At 39.4% G+C, this 20,732-nt stretch carries 14 protein-coding genes, 5 tRNA genes and 1 pseudogene; 4 read left to right on the top strand and 16 right to left on the bottom strand.

Annotated features, from left to right (window positions below):
• Positions 1-48: 48 nt before the first annotated feature.
• Complete coding sequence (locus HDEF_RS12585) at positions 49-201, top strand: hypothetical protein (RefSeq protein WP_015873922.1); 153 nt, start codon at positions 49-51, stop codon at positions 199-201.
• Between the two features lie 284 nt (positions 202-485).
• Here the strand turns inward: HDEF_RS12585 and HDEF_RS06915 are convergent.
• The 13 genes from HDEF_RS06915 to dsbB all read right to left on the bottom strand — a co-directional run bounded on the left by HDEF_RS06915 (position 486) and on the right by dsbB (position 12,426).
• Positions 486-571: transfer RNA gene (locus HDEF_RS06915), tRNA-Leu, on the bottom strand.
• Between the two features lie 9 nt (positions 572-580).
• A tRNA-Cys gene (locus HDEF_RS06910) sits at positions 581-654 on the bottom strand.
• Positions 655-692: 38 nt separating this feature from the next.
• Positions 693-768 (bottom strand) — tRNA-Gly (locus HDEF_RS06905).
• A gap of 118 nt (positions 769-886) precedes the next feature.
• Positions 887-1,435: a CDP-diacylglycerol--glycerol-3-phosphate 3-phosphatidyltransferase gene (gene pgsA / locus HDEF_RS06900; RefSeq protein WP_015873920.1), complete on the bottom strand. Its 549-nt coding sequence runs from the start codon at positions 1,433-1,435 to the stop codon at positions 887-889.
• Between the two features lie 213 nt (positions 1,436-1,648).
• Positions 1,649-3,472, bottom strand: a complete 1,824-nt coding sequence (gene uvrC / locus HDEF_RS06895; protein ID WP_015873919.1) for an excinuclease ABC subunit UvrC — start codon at positions 3,470-3,472, stop codon at positions 1,649-1,651.
• Positions 3,473-4,129, bottom strand: a complete 657-nt coding sequence (gene uvrY, locus HDEF_RS06890; protein WP_015873918.1) for a UvrY/SirA/GacA family response regulator transcription factor — start codon at positions 4,127-4,129, stop codon at positions 3,473-3,475.
• Between the two features lie 169 nt (positions 4,130-4,298).
• A tRNA-Lys gene (locus HDEF_RS06885) sits at positions 4,299-4,371 on the bottom strand.
• 332 nt (positions 4,372-4,703) lie between these two features.
• On the bottom strand, positions 4,704-5,840 hold the full coding sequence (locus HDEF_RS06875) for a hypothetical protein (protein ID WP_015873917.1): 1,137 nt from the start codon (positions 5,838-5,840) through the stop codon (positions 4,704-4,706).
• A gap of 208 nt (positions 5,841-6,048) precedes the next feature.
• Entirely contained in the window at positions 6,049-8,058 is a 2,010-nt protein-coding gene (tkt, locus tag HDEF_RS06870) for a transketolase (protein WP_015873916.1), read from the bottom strand.
• A 57-nt stretch (positions 8,059-8,115) separates the two neighbouring features.
• A complete protein-coding gene (speA, locus tag HDEF_RS06865) occupies positions 8,116-10,017 on the bottom strand; it encodes a biosynthetic arginine decarboxylase (RefSeq protein ID WP_015873915.1) in 1,902 nt (633 codons plus the stop codon).
• Positions 10,018-10,238: 221 nt separating this feature from the next.
• Positions 10,239-11,081, bottom strand: a complete 843-nt coding sequence (gene queF, locus HDEF_RS06860; RefSeq protein ID WP_015873913.1) for an NADPH-dependent 7-cyano-7-deazaguanine reductase QueF — start codon at positions 11,079-11,081, stop codon at positions 10,239-10,241.
• 195 nt (positions 11,082-11,276) lie between these two features.
• Positions 11,277-11,723: an HU family DNA-binding protein gene (locus tag HDEF_RS06855; RefSeq protein WP_234813250.1), complete on the bottom strand. Its 447-nt coding sequence runs from the start codon at positions 11,721-11,723 to the stop codon at positions 11,277-11,279.
• 178 nt (positions 11,724-11,901) lie between these two features.
• Positions 11,902-12,426 (bottom strand): disulfide bond formation protein DsbB, encoded by a 525-nt coding sequence (dsbB, locus tag HDEF_RS06850; protein WP_015873911.1) that lies wholly within the window; start codon positions 12,424-12,426, stop codon positions 11,902-11,904.
• 86 nt (positions 12,427-12,512) lie between these two features.
• Here dsbB and HDEF_RS06845 point away from each other — a divergent pair, with 86 nt between their 5' ends.
• Entirely contained in the window at positions 12,513-14,345 is a 1,833-nt protein-coding gene (locus tag HDEF_RS06845; protein ID WP_015873910.1) for an ATP-binding protein, read from the top strand.
• A complete protein-coding gene (gene rffA / locus HDEF_RS06840; RefSeq protein WP_015873909.1) occupies positions 14,342-15,472 on the top strand; it encodes a dTDP-4-amino-4,6-dideoxygalactose transaminase in 1,131 nt (376 codons plus the stop codon). Before HDEF_RS06845 ends, rffA begins: the two co-directional genes overlap by 4 nt.
• Positions 15,473-15,503: 31 nt before the next feature.
• Here the strand turns inward: rffA and ubiG are convergent, their stop codons facing one another.
• The gene (gene ubiG / locus HDEF_RS06835) at positions 15,504-16,235 is read right to left on the bottom strand and encodes a bifunctional 2-polyprenyl-6-hydroxyphenol methylase/3-demethylubiquinol 3-O-methyltransferase UbiG (protein ID WP_015873908.1); all 732 of its coding nucleotides are present in this window, start codon (positions 16,233-16,235) and stop codon (positions 15,504-15,506) included.
• A 130-nt stretch (positions 16,236-16,365) separates the two neighbouring features.
• Here ubiG and gyrA point away from each other — a divergent pair.
• A pseudogene (gene gyrA / locus HDEF_RS06830) lies at positions 16,366-18,894 on the top strand (DNA topoisomerase (ATP-hydrolyzing) subunit A); the annotation flags it as partial.
• A gap of 380 nt (positions 18,895-19,274) precedes the next feature.
• Here the strand turns inward: gyrA and HDEF_RS06825 are convergent.
• A tRNA-Val gene (locus HDEF_RS06825) sits at positions 19,275-19,351 on the bottom strand.
• A gap of 213 nt (positions 19,352-19,564) precedes the next feature.
• Positions 19,565-20,728, bottom strand: coding sequence for a hypothetical protein (locus tag HDEF_RS06820; protein WP_193432919.1), 1,164 nt, complete (start codon positions 20,726-20,728; stop codon positions 19,565-19,567).
• Positions 20,729-20,732: the final 4 nt, after the last annotated feature.

The raw sequence follows: 20,732 nt of genomic DNA, 5'->3' as shown, positions 1-20,732 counted from the left end.
GGTAAGATACTTATAAGTGCTTGCTTATGTGAGGACCAAAAGACGGATGTGCTGGTTAAGCCATGGGCAGTAGAAAACTGGATAAAGGTGAAGGAAGTGATATCAGACAAGGGCTATGAATTGAGTGAAGTGAGAAACCTGATTCGTCAAAATGGAAAAGAGCCTATGATTCGCCGCTCTGCTATTGAACGTTTTTTTTGAAAAATAAAAAAACATAAAAGGCTTCTTTACGCTTTGATACGCTTGATGTTACCTTATTTTCTTTCTTTCTTTCTTTCTTTCTTTCTTTCTTCGCCATGGCTTGCCTTAAGCGCTTTAATTGACTTTCATTAACAGTGCCATAAAACCAGTACTTTCAGGTTAGATGAGTATATGATTGATGTGTTGAAATCCGGTATTCACTTTGATGAAAAAATGACAATTACATCACGAGCGCCAAGACGGTGTCTCAATAAGCGGATATTAATAATAATATGAATAAATAGTGGTACCCGAGGCGGGACTTGAACCCGCACAGCCATAAGCCAAGGGATTTTAAGTCCCTCGTGTCTACCGATTCCACCACCCGGGCTTGTAAATCTGGAGGCGCGTTCCGGAGTCGAACCGGACTATACGGATTTGCAGTCCGCTACATAACCGCTTTGTTAACGCGCCGGAGTCATTTCATAAAAATGACATTCATTTATTTAATTTGGAGCGGGAAACGAGACTCGAACTCGCGACCCCGACCTTGGCAAGGTCGTGCTCTACCAACTGAGCTATTCCCGCAATAAGGTCATATTTTCTTGCTCTTTAAACTGCGATGCATTCTACTTACCTAACGTGATGAGTCAATAAAAATTATTTAATTAAGACAGCATATTGAGCTTTTTTAAGTGATTATTGATCACCCATTCAAAAAATTTTTCCAAACGGCATTAAAATATCGAAACATCGACGAAAAACTCAGCACGGTCGCTACGTACAATAAAATCATGCTGATCATTTCAACATTGTATCCCGGAGACCAAAGTAATCCTATCAATGAAATCATTTGTACTGTTGTCTTTAGTTTGGCCAGTTTCGAAACCACAATGCTATTATGCTTCCCCAATTCAGCCATCCATTCACGTAATGCAGAAACGATAATTTCACGGGATATCATCGTGGCAGCAGGTAATGTTACCCACCACACATGATAACGTTCGCTGATCAGTATTAATGCAATCGCGACGATGATTTTATCTGCCACAGGATCAAGAAAAGCCCCAAATCGAGTGGTTTGCTTCCATCGAGAAGCTAAAAATCCATCAAACCAATCTGTCGCTGCTGCTAATACGAATATCATTGCACAGGTAAGAGGAGCCCATGAAAAAGGCAAATAAAACGCCACAATGAAAAAAGGAATGAAGGCAAGACGTAATATGGTGAGCCAAGTGGGTATATTTATTTGCATAATGTGGCAATCTTTGTCAGGGAGCGGTGATGAGGCTGACTTGCAAAACCTGTTACAGACTATGACTTCTGAGTTCCTCATTTTTTATAAACCAGTGGGTTTGCCGTCTTTATTCTATATAGATTCGGTGGCTTTGCTCGGAGAGTCTTGCTAACAATCCTTGCCACTGTTTTACAACAGGCCTAAGTATCAAAAATAGTTTGCAATATCAGCTCACTGTTTCAGTGCATTATAAATTTTTTGAGCCAATATTCGAGAGATATTTGGAATTTTAGCGATCTCTTCAACACTGGCATTCAGTAAAGGTTTTAGTCCACCCATATATTTTAATAACATTTGTCTGCGGCGAGGACCAACGCCCTCAATCATTTCTAACATGCTGGTATTTTTTATTTTAGCGTGACGTCGCCGATGCCCTGTGATCGCATGGGTATGTGACTCGTCACGAATATGCTGAATTAAATGTAGTGCCAATGAATCACAAGGTAAAGACATCCCCTTCCCTGTAACATAAAAAAATAATGTTTCCAATCCAGGCTTACGTTCACTGCCTTTTGCAACAGCAACCAGCTTCGGTTTGTCTTTGTTCCAGCACACCTTTAAGGCAGAGAACATATCTATCGCCTTTGCTAATTGCCCTTTACCTCCATCAATAAAAATAATATCGGGGATTTGTTCGTCTTTTAATGATTTACTATAACGGCGTTGTAGCACCTGTGACATGGCAGCATAATCGTCTCCCGGGGGGAGACCCACTATGTTATAACGTCTATATTCTGATTTCACAGGGCCCTGTTCGTTAAAAACAACACAAGAAGCAACCGTTTGTTCTCCCATATGATGACTAATATCAAAGCATTCCATACGTTTTATCGGTGTGAGATTCAAGACAATTTCTAACGCTTTGAGTCTGCTGTGAAAGGTGGATTTTTGGGATAAACGGGTGCTTAAGGCACTAACAGCATTAGTAGAGGCCAGTTTTAAGTAACGGGCTCGATCTCCTCTAGGACAATTTTGTATTTGAATTTTTTGACCTGCTCGTTCTGTTAATAAAGAAGAAAGCGCAGTTTTTTCAGGTAAAGAGAAATTGAGTAAAATTTCCTTCGGGAGCGTTCTCATTTCACTACCTGCTAAATAAAATTGTCCAACAAAAGTTTCGACCACCTCACCCAATTTTGTGCCTCCAGGTACCTTAGGAAAATAGCTGCGACTACCTAATACCTTGCCATAACGAATAAATAAAACATGGACACAAGCTAAGCCAGCCTCAAAAGCCACTGCTATGACATCGAGATCTTGATTATCCCCAGAAACAAATTGCTTTTCGGTGACCTGCCGAACGGATTGAATTTGATCACGAATGCGAGCGGCTTTTTCAAAATCCATTGATCGACTGGCCTCTTCCATCTGAGATACCAATTTGTTTAATACTTGTTGATCTTTTCCAGAGAGAAACAAACGGACATAATTCACCTGCTGTTGATATTCTTCGTCACTGGTTAATCCTTTAACGCAAGGACCAGAACATCGCTTAATTTGATACTGTAAACAGGGGCGTGAGCGATTTCGGTATACCGTGTTTTCACATTGTCGTACGGGAAAAAGTTTTTGTAATAAGGTTAAGGTTTCTCTGACTGCATAAGAATTTGGGAAGGGCCCAAAATAATCTCCTTTTTGATGTCTCGCTCCACGATGGATGGTGAGACGGGGATGATTTTCTGCACTCAGAAAAATAAGAGGATAAGACTTATCATCGCGTAAAAGCACATTGTACCTTGGCTGATAACGCTTGATATAATTGTGTTCTAGTAATAGTGCTTCTGTTTCAGAGTGCGTGACTGTAACATCAATTTTAAAAATATGTTTTACTAAAGCTTCTGTCTTATGGCTGCTGACCTGTTTTCGAAAATAGCTGGTGAGACGTTTCTTCAGATCTTTCGCTTTACCGACATAAATAACAGCCCCAGTCGTATCGTACATACGATATACACCAAGCTGATGTGTGACTGTTTTTAAAAATTCTTCGGCATAAAACATTCATTCACTGTTAGAAAGAGTCGAAGTATTAAATAAACCGTGCTTTATCGCCAAATGAGTTAAAGCAACATCGCCACTGATATTGAGTTTATTAAAGAGGCGATAGCGATAACTATTGATTGTTTTTGGGCTTAAGTGCAGTTGTTGGGATATTTCATTCACTTTTTGCCCTTTTGTTATCATGAGCATAATTTGTAATTCACGATCAGAAAGACAACAAAATGGGGTAGAGGGAGGCGGCTCAATGTGGCTTAAAGCAATTTTTTGGGCGATATCAGACGCAATATAACGTTGCCCTGAGTGAACCGCTCTGATGGCGCTAATGACTTCTTTAGGTGCGGCTCCTTTGCTTAAATAGCCACTTGCACCCGCTTTCATGACTTTCGCTGGCAATGGATTTTCTGTATGTATCGTCAGCATAATGACTTTAACGCCAGGAGAAAATCTCAAAATTTTCCTAATCGCTTCGAGTCCACCTATACCAGGCATACTCATATCCATTAAAACAACATCAATTGGATTGCTGCGACACCACTTTACTGCGTTTTCACCACATTCTGCTTCACCGGCAACTTTGATACCTCTAATATCTTCTAGAATGCGTCGTATCCCTGCCCGCACGAGTTCGTGGTCATCAACAAGAAAAACGCTAATCAAGCAAAATTCTCCAAAAATTAAAAAAGTGGCTTAACTTTTTTTTTTACATAAAAATGGTCAACTGTTTTTATACAAGAAAATATTCGTTAATTAAGCATTAAAAAAGGAAAATATGAAATATATAGAATGGAAAATATGTTGAAAATACGTCATTAAAAGAACAATCTTATGGGTCGTGCAGGGATCGAACCTGCGACCAATTGATTAAGAGTCAACTGCTCTACCGACTGAGCTAACGACCCATAGCCGTGAATTATTGTCTTTTTTACCCATACTGTCAAACATTTAATCAGGGTATTTAGGGATTATTTTATAATAATAACCAATAGGTTAAATGCATATTTTTGTGTATTCATCGCGAGCTTAACGATAACCATAACAAAGATTTTCATGCTGGGAGCAAGGCCGATAATATGCAGCATAGCTAACGATACCGCACTGGCCTCGAGGTCAGCACGAATGTGACATTTTTTCAAAAATATCATTCCTCTTATTCTATTATTACTCAAGATACGTCAGAGGCTTTTGACGATACTTCGTCAGCTTTTGCTTGCTCTATATACAGCTTTATTTTTTAGATCCGCTCTAATTCTTCACGTGCCGCATCATGTTCTAACAGCAACTTATTATATTTAGCTTTCAACATAATATTCTCCTTCATTTTCTTTTCTGCAAAGTTGCATGCTTCATCAAGAGATGATTTTATATCATTAAGCTCTGATTTTGTACTATCAAGGTCGCTTTGCAAGCATTTAATTCGTTCATGTAAATCGATAGTATTTTGATCATCATTTTGATTCTCCTGATGAGATTGAGTTAAAATGACTGAATCAAACGTTGCTGTGTAACCTGAGCTTTTAATAGAGTTCTCTAATTGAGCAAGCCGACTCTGTAAAGCGTTTTTTTCTTCTTCTAAGGCTTTATTTTTTATTTCTAAGGCTGTGTTTTTTTCTTTCAAAGATGTAATCATCTTATTTTTTGATTTATCACTCTTGATGAGTAAAGTATTATGACGTTGCAAATTCTCTTCTGATATATGGTAACCGATAATCTTACTTTTTAAGTTATTTAATTCTCCATCTTTTTCATCTTTTTGTTTTATAAGAGATCGGATAATTTGACCTTGCTCACCAGTGAAGTTGCTTAAATTGGAATAATTCAATTTGAGGTGTTGAACTTCTTTTTTTAATTCTAAATTTTCTGCATCTATTATTATTTTGGCGTCTGGTTTTTCTGTAAATATTTTTTTCTTTAACGGAATTATTTGATTCTCTGGCTCCAAGTTTACTAATTTTTTATCCCGTATTATATCTAAAAACTCCCGTGAGCAAATATTTAAAATTTCTGAATCTTTGCAGATATTTGTAATTTCTTCTTTAATGTTTTTTTGCCCTTTAATAACTGAAGATATATTTTTTTTCACAGCATTAGAACTATTTTCTATTTTGAATTCGTATTTTTTTGGTGCCGTTTCTTCACAGCCAAATTCATATTGATTTTTATTGTCTGATATTTTTACTATTTGATTTTTTTGAATGACAATAAATTTATTTTCTTTTAAAAGCTTTTTTATGTCTGATACAGACTGAGTATGTGGAATAATCTTAATACCACAATTGCGGGCTTGTTTTAAAAATCCTTGTATTTTCTGCATTTCGTTATCATTATCAAAAAACACGATAGAGGCATTTGTTGCTGGTTCAGTTATCATATTATTTTACCTATTAAAAAGTCAGTTAGATTTGATCAATAAATAAAATTTATTGATCTCAATTTTGTTTTTGTCTATCTCATGAACCTTTATTAAAAGGTAATATTAAAATATTAACAATACATTTTTCGTTTAATGACTGATTTTCAGGTAATCACCTGAGGTATTAAATCAAGATCTCGTTCGAAATAAAAATGAAGATAACCCGTTATTGTAAAAGCGCTTTTGCTTTGGCAACCACATGATCAATCGTGAAACCAAATGCTTTAAACAAACACTCGGCGGGTGCCGATTCGCCAAAACTGCTCATGCCAATGACGTCACCTTTCAGGCCTACATATTTGTACCAAAAATCGGCAATACCCGCTTCTATGGCTAATCGAGCAGACACTTTGCCAGGTAAAACCTCATCGCGATACTTTGCAGTCTGTTGATCAAACAGATCAGTGGAAGGCATAGAAACCACTCGCACTTTATGACCCATTTCAGTTAATCGTTCAGCTGCCGAGATGGCTAAACTCACTTCAGATCCTGTTGCCATCAAAATTAATTCAGGCTGACCTTCAGCATCTTTGAGGATGTATCCCCCTTTTTTGATGCTGTCTAATTGTTTTTGTGTTCTTGATTGTTGTTGTAAATTTTGGCGAGAAAAAATCAGCACACTGGGGCCTTCTGTCCGTTGGACGCTCAATTGCCATGCGACGGCCGATTCCACCTGATCGCAAGGGCGCCATACACTTAAATTGGGTGTGACACGTAAGCTGGCCATTTGTTCCACCGGTTGATGAGTCGGGCCGTCTTCTCCTAATCCAATAGAATCATGGGTGTAAACGAAAAGACAGCGAATTTTCATCAAAGCCGCCATACGCACTGCGTTTCGTGCATATTCAACAAACATCAAAAAGGTCGCGCCATAAGGAATAAAGCCACTATGAAGCGCGATGCCGTTCATGATGGCCGACATGCCAAATTCTCTGACACCGTAATGAATGTAATTGCCCATGGGATCTGTTTTGATAGATTTGGAACCAGACCAAAGGGTTAAATTACTGGGCGCTAAATCGGCAGATCCCCCCATCAATTCTGGTAATATTTGGCCAAAAGCCTCTAAAGTGTTTTGGGAAGCTTTACGGCTCGCAATGTTCGCCGGATTCGCTTGTAAATTTTGAATAAATTGATGGGATTGAGGCTCAAAATCAGCCGGTAATGCACCCTGGATGCGGCGCTTAAATTCTAAGGCCAGCTCGGGGTACGCTTTGGCATAATCTGAAAACAATTGGTCCCAACGCGCTTGTTGCGATTGGCCTTTTTCTTTTGCATCCCAAGCCTGATATATCTCACTGGGGATCTCAAAAGGAGGATATGGCCACCCAAGCTCTGCTCGCACGGCCTCAACCTCAGCGGTACCTAAAGGCGCGCCGTGCACATCATGACTGCCGGCTTTGTTTGGCGAACCATAACCAATGGTGGTTTTACAAATCAATAACGAGGGTTTGTCTGGAACAGAACGTGCTTCTTCAATAGCCGATTTAATCGACTCAGGATGATGGCCATCTATTGTGTCAATGACATGCCAACCATAAGCCATGAAACGCCCGGCCGTATTATCCGTAAACCATCCGCTCACATGACCATCAATAGAAATATCGTTGTCATCGTAAAAGACAATCAATTTCCCTAATTGTAACGTGCCCGCTAATGAACAGACCTCATGAGAAATCCCTTCCATCATGCATCCATCTCCCATAAAAGCATAGGTATGATGATCCACTATAGGGTATCCATGACGATTAAACTGGGCACCCAGGGTTCGCTCTGCAATCGCCAAACCCACGGCATTTGCAATCCCTTGCCCTAAGGGGCCTGTGGTGGTTTCTACCCCAGGCGTATAGCCATATTCTGGGTGCCCTGGTGTTTTAGAATGTAGTTGTCTGAAATTTTTTATTTCTTCTATCGAAAGATCGTAGCCTGTGAGATGCAGCAGGCTATAAAGCAACATGGAAGCATGCCCGTTCGATAAAACAAAGCGATCTCTGTCACACCAATCAGGGTGTCGTGGATTGTGTTTTAAATAATCACACCATAACACCTGGGCGATATCTGCCATACCCATCGGGGCACCTGGATGCCCTGATCCTGCTTTTTGTACCGCATCTATACTGAGCGCGCGAATGGCATTAGCGCATTCTTTTCTAGAGAGGGTTTGATGAAAAATCATATTTTGCTCCAGAGAGTATTAAAAAGTGCGTGAATATTTGTTTTTGCTGATCGTTTTTTAGTCGTGTTCAAGATAGGTATACCCGTACAAGCTTGCTTCAAATTCTTCCAAAAATGCCATTTGTAACTGAGCATTTAAATCCGTTTTTTTGATTTTTTGAGCAAAGTACGCGAGCAATGCCTTCGGATCTAATTTTACGTATTTCAACATATCAGAAACCGTATTCCCTGGATTATCTATCTTCACTGAAATTTTTTCTTGTTCATCAAGGCTGACTTCTACTACGGCTGTGTCGCCAAATAAATTATGCATATTTCCAAGGATTTCTTGATAGGCCCCTACCATAAAAAATCCTAATATAGGGGGATTTTCAGCATCGTAGGGTGGTATAGGCAAGGTGTTCGCTACACCATCGCCATCCACATAATGCTCAATAATGCCATCAGAATCGCAGGTAATATCCAGCAAAACCGCTCGACGCTCAGGGCGTTGATTTAATCCTTCCAATGGTAATATCGGAAACAATTGATTAATGCCCCAAGCATCTGGCAATGACTGAAATAATGAAAAATTAACGTACAATTTATCCGCCATGCGCTCCTGTAAATTATCAATCATGGTCCTGTGTGCCCGATCACTCGGATCGAGCTCTTTTTGAATGTGATGGCAAATCTGCAGATACAGTTGTTCTGCCCAAGCGCGTTGCTTTAAATCTAATATGCCATGCGTATATTGCGTATGCACATCCTGTAAATCCCTTTGACTGTCATGTAAACATTCTCTTAATGAGTGTCTATGATCTGGTTTTTGCATTTCTTGCCAGGTGTACCATAGACTTTCTAATGCACGGGGCGAATGTTTTTCAGGGGCTTGAGGAGGGCTAAACTCATTACGTTCAACGCCGATCACGTTTGATATCAATACGGTATGATGCGCTGTGAGTGCTCGACCAGATTCACTGATTACGGTGGGATGAGGCAAATGGTTTTCATTACAGATTTCTCCAATCCCCCAGATCACATTGTTGGCATATTCTTTGAGCCCATAATTGACCGAACAATCCGATTGTGATCGCGTGCCTTCATAATCCACACCTAGACCGCCCCCCACATCAAAGCAGCTGATTTTGACGCCCAATTTGTGTAATTCGACATAAAATCGAGCCGATTCTCTGACACCAGTGGCAATGTCGTGAATATTGGATAACTGCGAGCCCAGATGAAAATGCAAAAGCTGCAAGCCAGATAAACAATCCGCAGATTTTAATATTTCGACCAGCTGTAATACCTGCGTCGCCGATAAACCAAATTTAGACTTTTCTCCGCCACTGGCCTGCCATTTTCCTGAACCTTCTGAAGCCAAACGAGCACGTACACCGAGACGAGGGACGACGTTTAAGCGCTTTGCTTCCTCTAATACCATTTTAATTTCTGACATTTTTTCGATAACGAGATACACCTTATAGCCCAGCTTTTCGCCCATTAATGCCAAACGAATATATTCTCTATCTTTATAGCCGTTACAGACAATGAGGGAGCGCGTACCACCGGCATAAGCCAGTACAGCGACCATTTCTGCTTTAGAACCCGCCTCTAAACCTAAAGATTCGCCCGATTTCAACAAAGATTCAATCACACGCCGGTGCTGATTCACCTTAATCGGATAAACCAAACAATAATCTCCTTGATATCCAAAAGAATCGCGTGCGCTTTTGAACGCCTTATTAATGGCATGTAAACGGTGCTGTAAAATTTGCGGGAAAAAAAACAAGGCCGGCAAAGGTTGAGGGTTTTTTCCTTCTTTTTCTTTCAACAGTTCTGCAAGATCGATAGAAGACTGAGACACCTCAGGATTTGGGCGAACACAGATATGGCCTAAATCATTAATATAAAAATAATCATTTCCCCAATAGGCCACGTTATAAGCTCTACGAATTTTTTCGGCATGACGATCATTCATATGAATTTCCTGCAGGAGAGTGAAAGAAGATGCCAGAGCCTTAACATTTTCTGTGCAATACGATGCTCGGCAGACGAAAAAAGAAATAAATAAAAGAGGCGCATTTTGAGGTTGTTTTTAGAAAACAACAAGCAATTAAGAGGCCTCGAAAAAGCCTGACTCAGCATGATCATAAAAAACCAATACAGAAAGCCGAAGTCGGTAGTTGATTTTGAAAAAATCTATTGCCTGATTAATCTTCCGACATTGAAGCTGGATTCATAATCACTCCTGAAAGGATTTATATCTAATCCGCCTCTACGAGTATATCTCGCAAAAACGGTTAATTTTTCAGGACGACAATATTTTTTGATATCCATGAATATTCTTTCTACACACTGTTCATGGAATTCATGATGCTGTCGAAATGAGATGATATATCTGAGTAATTTTTCTTTGTCTATTGGATGGCCCTCATATTTGATAAAAACACTGCCCCAATCGGGTTGATGGGTGACCAGACAATTGGATTTTAAAAGATGTGACATCAATGTTTCACTGACAAAAGGGGCCGTTTCCTGGGTTGCGTCTTTTAAATACCCCTCATTAAAACGGTAATCAGGGACCTCTATGTCTATGTCATCGATATTCACTCCCTCAGGGTGATGAATGTGTAAATCATCATTTTTCATTCCTTCAGAGACAGTGATGTAAACTGCTCCCACAGCGGCGTTAGAGAGGTCTTTTGATAAAACAGATTGAAGTGCTTCTGAAGAATCAAAATGGGATTGGTTTAAACTATTGAGATACAGTTTTAATGATTTTGATTCAATTAAATTTTTTGATTGGGCTGGTATCTTAAATTCAGCCATGCCGACCATCGGTTTTCCTTTTTGATTTAACCAGGACAGCTCAAAGGCGGTCCATAAATCAAATCCATCGAAAGGAAGCGTGTCGTCCATCAGCCCTATTTTTTTTCTGCCTAACACTCTGGGGACAGGCTCTAATAAAGAAGGTGTATAAGTATCTATATAGTCTGATTTTTTGCCAAGATACTTTGAATAAACATCTTCATTATCATGCATTTTTGCGTCCTTAAAAATTGAGGAGTGGCGGGAGGAATCAGGAAAAACTTCACATCTCAATGACGAGGTGACCGACTTGGTGGGAGGTCGTTCGATGAACCAATAAGGTCAGTGTTTTCAGTGCAGACGTAAAAAAACCTCGCCCTTAAGAAGGACGAGGACGATATTAAGATAGTGAGACAACAGGTAGTGGTGTCATTTAGCGGCAACTTTTTGCTTCTTTTTGACTGGTGCTGCTAATTTTGTTTTTCCCCCCACATCCTCTGACCCTTTAAGTGCGTCTTTTAAGGCTTTTGCAAAGTTCAAAGAAGGAACATAGCATGCAGGAAGTTCTATTGGTTCACCAGTTTGAGGGTTACGCGCATTACGCGCATCACGATGTTTGACGTTAAAGGTACCAAAACCCACGAGTTGCACTGACTCGTGTTTTTTCAAAGATTCAGTAATTCGATCTAAAATGATATTTAAAACCGTATTGGCTTTAATTTTTGTTATACCAGCATTTTCTGCTATTTCATCAATCAGTTGAGCCTTATTCATAAATTGATCCCTATCTCTTTTTATCATTTGTAAAACATCAATCACGACGGATATGCCTGTTGCAATCGCACTTTTACTGCCGTCAGCCATTTTTTCAGGCACTAATGTAGAACAGATAGCAGTACCTGTGAAGTCTCAATTACAACAAAGAAAAAATTAAATGTGGTTTTGGCGAGTAATACAGAATTTGACATTCTCGAACTCTAATAACACAGCATAAAATAAAGCATAGAAATCCATTTTTTCCAATGATTTTAAAGTAATTAATTTTTATTCATTACTAAGATAGATGATGTCTTCCTGGTTTCACAAATTGACTGATCAAAATAATGCCCCCAATGAACAGATAAATAGCAAAAATACCGATCAGGCATTGTGCCATGTCAAGTGACATCAACTGCCATTGTTGGCTAGCGCAATCACTGTAAGGCGCAAATAAAAAAGGCAACCATTTATCTAAAGAAAGCCATGAAGGAAAATCCATCAGTAAAACACAAGAATGAAAAGGACTGGGATCTGATTGGATTTTAACCTGTTCCCAAGCGAACTGAAGACCTTTCGCGGCACTGTATATCCATAGCAATATACCAAGATGCCGTAACAAAGATTTAGGATAAATAGCAGCAAGTAACGATGCTCCGATCAGCCCCAAAAAAGCGCATCGCTGATAAATACATAAGACACAAGGGGAAATCAGCAGAATATATTGAAAATAAAGTGCTATCAGTAAAAAGCAAAAACCCGTCAAAGCAATAAAAAACCAGATACAACGTCTTTCAGAATAACATTTAAGTAATTGCAACATATTTTTATATTTCCATCATATCTAGATTTCGTTTCCATGTGTAAAATGATCTCAGGTGATCATAAATAAAAAGGTAATAGATATTTATGAAGCAATTTAAAATGTTAACAAACCGATGTGTTCATTTAATCTTAAATATCGGAGACTTCAATTTTTCAATTTTATCATCATTTTTATTGATAATCACAGCCACATTAATCGAAATTATTACAGTTTTTACACTAGATAAAAAAATGAATGAGCTTAATTTATTACGCCTCATTTTTTTTATTTCTTTTACTGTAGTAGTGATACTGTATTTTCTCTCCAGGGTCATCAAAAAAGTGGAGCAATCCCGTCAAAGTTTATCTCGTTTGATTGATCAATTTGAAATAATGCGCTCACGGGATTTTTTTCATCAAGATGCTTTAAAAAAAATCAATAGAGATCAAGACAGGTTTATCTCCACCATCAGTCATGAGTTACTCACGCCTCTGAGTGGGATTGTGGGGCTCAGTCATATTTTACTGGATACAGAATTAAACCCTGATCGAACACAATATCTGAGAACGATTTATATCAATGCGTTCACTTTAATTCATATTTTTAACGATATTATGAATATCAATAAAATAGAGCGGGCCGAAATGGTGCTCGATGAGCAAGAAATTTCTCTTACTGATTTTTGTGTGGAATTAGAACATATTTCTAATTTATTGGCCTATTCGAAGGGGCTAGAATTTAAAATAAAACTGTCGCCTGATCTACCCAAAAAAGTCATTATCGATGGTACGCGGTTACGTCAAATACTCTGGAACTTAATTGGTAATGCCGCCAAATTTTCTGATCAAGGTAAAATTATTGTTAACGTCTCTTATGAGTCAGAAAATCGATTAATATTTTGTGTCAAAGACCCTGGTATTGGCATTTCTATTGAAGAACAAGATAAAATTTTTACTCTGTATTATCAAATTAAAAACACTCCAGGCAAAACAGCAAACAAAGGGGCTGGTATCGGCTTGGCTGTATCAAAACAGTTCGCCCAAAAAATGGGAGGGGACATTACCGTAAAGAGCATGAAGGGTCAGGGATCTTGTTTTACTTTGTCCGTAAAAGCGCCATTATGTTTAGAAAACACAGCCGTTTTGAAGAATGAGGATATCAATTTGCCTCTGCTTCATGTTCTTTTGGTTGAAGATGTTGATATCAATATTACCGTCGCTTGCGCTGTTTTTAAAAAATTAAAGATCAGTTTTGAAGTGGCCATGAGTGGCAGTGAAGCGCTGTCAATCTTTAGTCCTGAACGTTTTGATCTGGTTTTTTTGGATATTCATCTGCCAGATATGACTGGTTTTGAGATTGCTCAGCAGATTCGATCAGATCATCATCAAAAGTCACTGCCCCCTTTGATTGCCTTTACGGCTAATATCTTAAAAAAAGAAAAAGAGTATTTAGAGAAAGGCATGAATGAGGTACTCTCTAAACCGCTTTCTACGCAAAGTCTTATTCAAATAATCAGAAAATACTTTTCCGATTTTTCCCCACCTCATCCAGAGAGAAAACAGCAGTATCGAGATATCGAGGATAAAGGATCTGTTTTCAATCTGACCTTGCTAAAACACTACATAGAACTGTTAGGATTTCCGACCATGAAAAAAAATGTGGCGCTGTTTGAAAAAACGCTTCCTCATTATTTGGCCACATTAGAGGATCATGCAAAAACAAAGAATCAGCAGGGTATTTTAGAAGAGGCACATAAAATTGAAAGCGCCTGCGGCTCTGTTGGACTGTCTTACTTACAGCAATGTTGCCACGAAATACAAACCACATCTCAATGGAATAAAATACAATATGGCGTCGATGATCTAAAACAGCACTGGAAGAGCCACATAAAAATGTTGCGTGAATGGATTGAGCAAAATGGAGAGAGGATGCAATGATTCCATTTAACAAACCCGCCATAGTGGGAACCGAGATTGCTTACATGCAACAAGCCATGCAATCGGGAAAACTCAGTGGTGACAACCGCTTTACCCAACGATGTCAAGAGTGGATCGAAGCACGTTTTAAATGCGAAAAAACACTTCTGACGCCATCTTGCACCGCTTCTCTTGAAATGGCGGCATTACTGTTAAATATCAAACCCGATGACGAAGTGATCATGCCAAGCTTTACTTTTGTTTCTACCGCGAATGCATTTGTTTTACGGGGCGCAAAAATAGTGTTTGTTGATATTCGTGCCGATACCATGAACATAGATGAAACAAAAATTGAAGCGGCGATCACTCAAAAAACACGGGCCATTGTTCCTGTACATTACGCCGGTGTCTCTTGTGAAATGGACTTTATCCTTGATTTGGCCAAAAAATACCATTTATATGTGGTGGAAGATGCTGCACAAGGTGTGATGTCGACCTATAAAGGAAAAGCCCTGGGAACCTTAGGAGATATCGGTTGTTTTAGCTTCCATGAAACCAAAAATTACACAGCGGGTGGAGAAGGGGGGGCGATCCTCATTAATGACAAGGGCCTGATTGAAAACGCTGAAATCATTCGTGAAAAAGGCACTGATAGAAGCCGATTTTTCCGGGGTCAGGTGGATAAATACACCTGGCGTTCATTGGGGTCGAGCTATGTAATGTCCGATTTACAGGCAGCGTATCTTTGGGGGCAACTAGAGGCCGCAGATCAGATCAACGCTCGTCGGTGGGTATTGTGGAAAAATTATTATTCCGCTTTAGAACGGTTCGCTTTGTCTTGCCAGATAGGCCTCCCCTATGTCTCTACAGACAGCATACAAAATGCTCATATGTTTTATATTAAATTACCTGATAAAGAAGATCGGGAACATTTTACTCATCATATGAAAAAGAATGATATTTTCATCACTTCTCATTACGTTCCATTGCATATCAGCCCCGCGGGGAAAAAATTTGGGCGCTTCGTTGGGGAAGATACAAACACCCTACAAGAAAGTGATCGTTTGGTTCGCCTGCCTCTTTTTTACAATCTTTCTGATGAAATACAAAAAAAAGTGATAGAAAGCGCTGTCAGTTTTTTTGCCTGAATCATTTTTTTAATCACCACTGGTGATGAGATCAGTCCATCTCTTTTTGAGCGTACAACATATAATTCACATCCACATTCGGGCCAAGCTTAAAACGGTCCAGTATCGGATTATAATGCAAGCCTATCATATGTTTTTCCTGCAAAGAGGCCGCTTCTAACCAGTCAATCAACTCTGATGGCCGAATAAATTTTTTTGCATCATGCGTTCCTTTAGGTAACATTTTTAAAATATATTCCGCCGCCACGACTGCCAACAACCAGGCTTTGGTATTCCGGTTAATGGTCGAAAAAAAAACATGACCAGAAGGTTTGACTAACGTCGCGCAGGCCCGCACAACAGACGCAGGATCTGGCACATGCTCGAGCATTTCCATACAGGTGACCACATCATAATCTTGAGCATGATCTTCTGCATAAGATTCCACTGTTTGACACACAAAATGGATCTCAAGCCCACTTTCCAGGGAGTGCCTCCGAGCAACCTGTAGCGATTGAACATCCATATCCAATCCTGTCACCTGAGCTCCTTCTCGTGCCAAACTTTCTGCTAAAATCCCCCCGCCACAACCGACATCAAGCACTTTTTTTTCAAAAATCCCTTTTGTATGCTGCAAAATATAATCCAAACGTAAAGGATTAATACGGTGCAATGGCTTAAATTCTCCCGAGGTATCCCACCAGCGGGAAGCCAGAGCCGAAAATTTGGCGATTTCCTGTTCATCTACGTTGTGTGGTTTATTCCATTTGTCGATTTTTGGCATGATTAAAAATGGCTCCTTTTTTGTGAGAGATTGAAGATATCATATCCGGCTAAGATTCAGATTGTGATAGTATTAAATCATTTTAGATCCCCTCCATCATCAAAAAGAATATCAAAGGAATAGCACTTTAATGAGCCAGCTTGCCAAAGAAATTATCCCAATCAACATTGAACAAGAACTTACAGATTCCTATTTAGAATATGCTATGTCGGTTATTATTGGGCGAGCTTTACCCGATGTTCGAGATGGTTTCAAACCCGTTCATCGCCGTGTGTTATATGCCATGAAAGTATTGGGGAATGATTGGAACAAAGCCTATAAAAAATCGGCCAGGGTCGTCGGGGATGTGATTGGTAAATATCATCCTCATGGTGACACCGCAGTATATGATGCCATTGTTCGTATGGCCCAACCTTTTTCTTTAAGATACATGCTGGTGGATGGCCAGGGCAATTTTGGCTCAGTTGACGGAGATTCTCCCGCTGCCATGCGTTATACCGAAATTCGCATGTCAAAAATAGCGCACGAAATACTGGCAGATCTTGACAAAGACACAGTGAATTTTGTGCCCAATTACGATGAAACAGAGCAAATTCCAGAGGTGATGCCAACCAAAATACCGAATTTGTTGATCAATGGATCCTCGGGTATTGCCGTTGGGATGGCAACCAATATTCCTCCTCATAATATTTCTGAAGTCATAGCAGCCTGCCTTGCTTACATTGATGATGAAAATATCAGTGTTGAACATTTGATGAAACATATGCCAGGCCCTGATTTCCCTACCGCCGGTATTATTTACGGGAGTAAAGGCATAGAACAGGCCTATGGTACAGGGCGAGGCCGAATTTATATTCGAGCTAAAGCAAACATAGAAGTGGACGAAAAATCCGGGCGGCAAAGCATTATTGTCGATGAAATTCCCTATCAGGTGAATAAAACAAAATTGATTGAAAAAATCGCAGAACTGGTCAAAGAAAAACGCTTGGAAGGGATCAGTTGCTTGCGTGACGAATCTGATAAAGAGGGGATGCGGATCCTCATTGAATTAAAACGCGATGCCATCGCTGAGGTGATACTCAATCAGCTATATTCGCTGACACAATTACAGGTTTCTTTTGGCATCAATATGGTGGCTTTGGATCACGGGCAACCCAAAGTCATGACCCTAAAAGACATTTTGAGGGCTTTTATACGACATCGGCGAGAAGTGGTGACACGCCGTACGCTCTTTGAATTACGTAAAGCTCGTGATCGGGCTCATATTTTGGAAGCATTAGCCGTGGCCTTAGCCAATATTGATGTCATTATTCAGTTAATTCGCAATGCTGGGAACCCCACTCAAGCCAAAACAGGATTGCTGGCGCAGGCTTGGCCATTAGGTCATGTGACGAGCATGTTAGATTGTGTTGGAGATGAAAAAGATATCGCTCGTCCAGAATGGTTAGAAGCCAGATTTGGGATTCATAACGGGGAATATCATTTTACTGAGCAGCAAGCCCAAGCGATACTGGATCTGCGTTTACAAAAATTAACGGGTCTGGAACACGACAATCTACTCAATGAATATAAAGAACTGTTAAACGCCATTCACGAATTACAAAAAATCCTTTCTGATCCCGATCGTTTATTGGAAGTCATTCGAGAAGAATTTTTGTCCATCAAAGCCCAATATCATGATCCACGTCGTACTGAAATCAAAATCAATACCGCGGATATTCATCTTGAAGATTTGATTCCTCAAGAAGATGTGGTGGTGACACTTTCTCATCAAGGATATATAAAATATCAACCTCTGAGCGATTACGAAGCCCAGCACAGGGGAGGGAAAGGGAAATCGGCGGCTCGAACCAAGGACGAGGACTTTATTGAGCGCCTGCTTGTGGCCAATACGCACGATAACATTTTATGTTTTTCAAGCCGTGGGCGCCTTTATTGGCTGAAGGTATATCAATTACCTGAAGCAAGTCGTGGATCACGAGGCAGGCCCATAGTGAATCTATTGCCATTAAATCCCGATGAACGCATTACCGCTATTTTACCGATTAAAAATTATGAAACAGGGCAATATGTCTTCATGGCAACCGCCTGTGGCGTGGTCAAAAAAATCGCTTTATTGGAATTTAGTCGCCCTCGCAGCACTGGCATCTACACACTCAATTTAGATGACGGGGATGAACTGATAGGCGTCGACCTCACGGATGGCACTAATGAAGTGATGTTATTTTCCTCTAAAGGAAAAGTCATTCGTTTTTCAGAAGATGATGTCCGCGCCATGGGCCGAACCGCAAGAGGGGTTGGGGGAATACGTTTGGCTCAAGAAGATCGCGTTGTGTCACTGATCATTCCTCGTGGAGACGGAGATATCTTAACCGTGACAGCGAATGGTTATGGTAAAAAAACCTCCAAAGAAGAATATCCCACAAGGTCTCGAAACGGTATGGGCGTGATTTCTATCAAAGTGAATGGACGCAATGGCAATGTAGTGGGGGCGATTCAAGTAGATGAAAACGATCACCTAATGATGATTACTGATGCAGGCACTTTAGTTCGTACTCGTGCATCTGAAATGAATTCAATCAGCCGGAACACGAAAGGGGTGACCTTAATACGTACTCAAAATAATGAAAAAGTAGTCGGTTTACAACGTTTGGTAGAAGACTAACAGATCACAAACCCCCACTTTTTGCAGAGCCGCTGAAATTGATTATCAAGAATAAGCTGTGTTGAAATGATTGTTACATCATCTATTTCTATTGGGTTGGATGATTCTTGAGAAGGCTCAGTAGAGGGTGATGTTACAATGTTCTTCGCCTGTGATGTCATATTGACCATCAATAAAAAAAATAAAAAAACAAATAAGATTTTGTCATTCAGGGGCTTTCCTTGTCTAAAATATTAACTGTAAAATTTTTACTCTATACAATCAACCTATTGAATACACGACCTGATAGGCTGTATTTCGTTCAAACAATAGGTGTTGGTGTTGATCTGTGAAAGAAGATAAAGAAAAAAATGAAGAGAAAAAAAGAAACCACTTGGTGCGTCCGAGTGGACTCGAACCACCGACCCCCACCATGTCAAGGTGGTGCTCTAACCAACTGAGCTACGGACGCACATATCAACATTTCTTATTGGTTTTTAACGCGAGCGAATACTAACGAGCTGCTGTGCAACTGGCAAGAAAAAAATGGTATTTTTAATTAAAATGTCATTTTTTAAAACCGATACTCTGACAATACAAGAAATGGTCTATCTCGATCCTTGGCAATGGGCTAAATTCATTCTTAAATTCTCTCAAAAGCGATTTTTATTCACCGGATGATCACTTAATTTTTGAAAAAACGATATATTGCATTTATGAACGAATTTTTTATCCAACTACTGGTGCTAAAATTCCAGATATCAAAAAGGTTAGGATGATTGCGATACTGAACGTTTTTTGTCAGTGGCTGTAAATCTTCATCTTCTATTGCTTTCAAGGTCTCTGGTGTGGATTCGACTGCTTTGCCTTCTATGGAATTAGAGCTGTTCGTTTCATCTTTTTTTTCTATCAGATACTTTGGATTGACTGTACTAGTAGCGCGGCCAGGTGTATTTTCGACAGACTCTAGATTATCATTTGATCGCTTATTAGCTTCTCGTAAAGATGACTTCGCTGACTGACTATGGGTCATTTTTTCTGGTCGATGAGGTATTCCTTTAGAATGAGGTGTCGTGTTTTTACCGCCTTTAAGTTTATAACAGCAGGGTAAATCCTGTGATAATGCCTTATAAATATCTTGACAATTAATTAAATTGGCGGGATCCAGGGAAGAAAATGATTCAACATGATTTTTTAGTTGTCTAAACTCATGCTTATCTAAATCAACATGTTTTTTCATCTCATCTGAATTCAAATAAGTATTTTTTTCCATAAAAATATCCAGGATACTTTTATCTTCGTGCTTATTATTCTTAGCTAAATCATCAACTATTTCTCTTATCGTTCCCTGCAAAGACTGAGTCAGTTTTTTGTTTTTTCTTAAAATATCTAAAGAATTCTGTTGGTCATTAGATTTTTCAAATGCGGTTTTTAATTTTAAAAAATCAGATTGTAAGTCTTTTGTCCATTTTCCCAGTTTTTGACCATCACTTTTGCCTTCTACAGATTCTAGTATCATAGCCGCGTAATTCACAATGTTGCTAAAATATTCGACTTTCTTTTCATTGCCTTCACATTGAGGTAATTGATATCGACATTGAGGTAATTGATACTTGGCGACGCGTTCTTTTTCGTTTTCTTTTATATTTTTTTCTATCTCGCCCCTTATTTCTTTAATACCAGTCGTCATTTGATCATCTGTTGCTATTTTTGAACCAGGCATAGGATGATCTATAGAGCTGACCTTTCTTAAATTTTCTTCCAAGGCGCCAGTTTTATGCTCATCATTGTTCTGACCCAACGTATTTTGGGTCACCATCTGATTTTTGTGCGTCTCTATAAAAGGCATTGTA

It is taken from the genome of Candidatus Hamiltonella defensa 5AT (Acyrthosiphon pisum), assembly GCF_000021705.1.
GTDB lineage: Bacteria > Pseudomonadota > Gammaproteobacteria > Enterobacterales > Enterobacteriaceae > Hamiltonella > Hamiltonella defendens.
The sequence above is the reverse complement of the archived record's forward strand: the minus strand, read 5'-3'. Positions and strand labels throughout refer to the sequence as shown.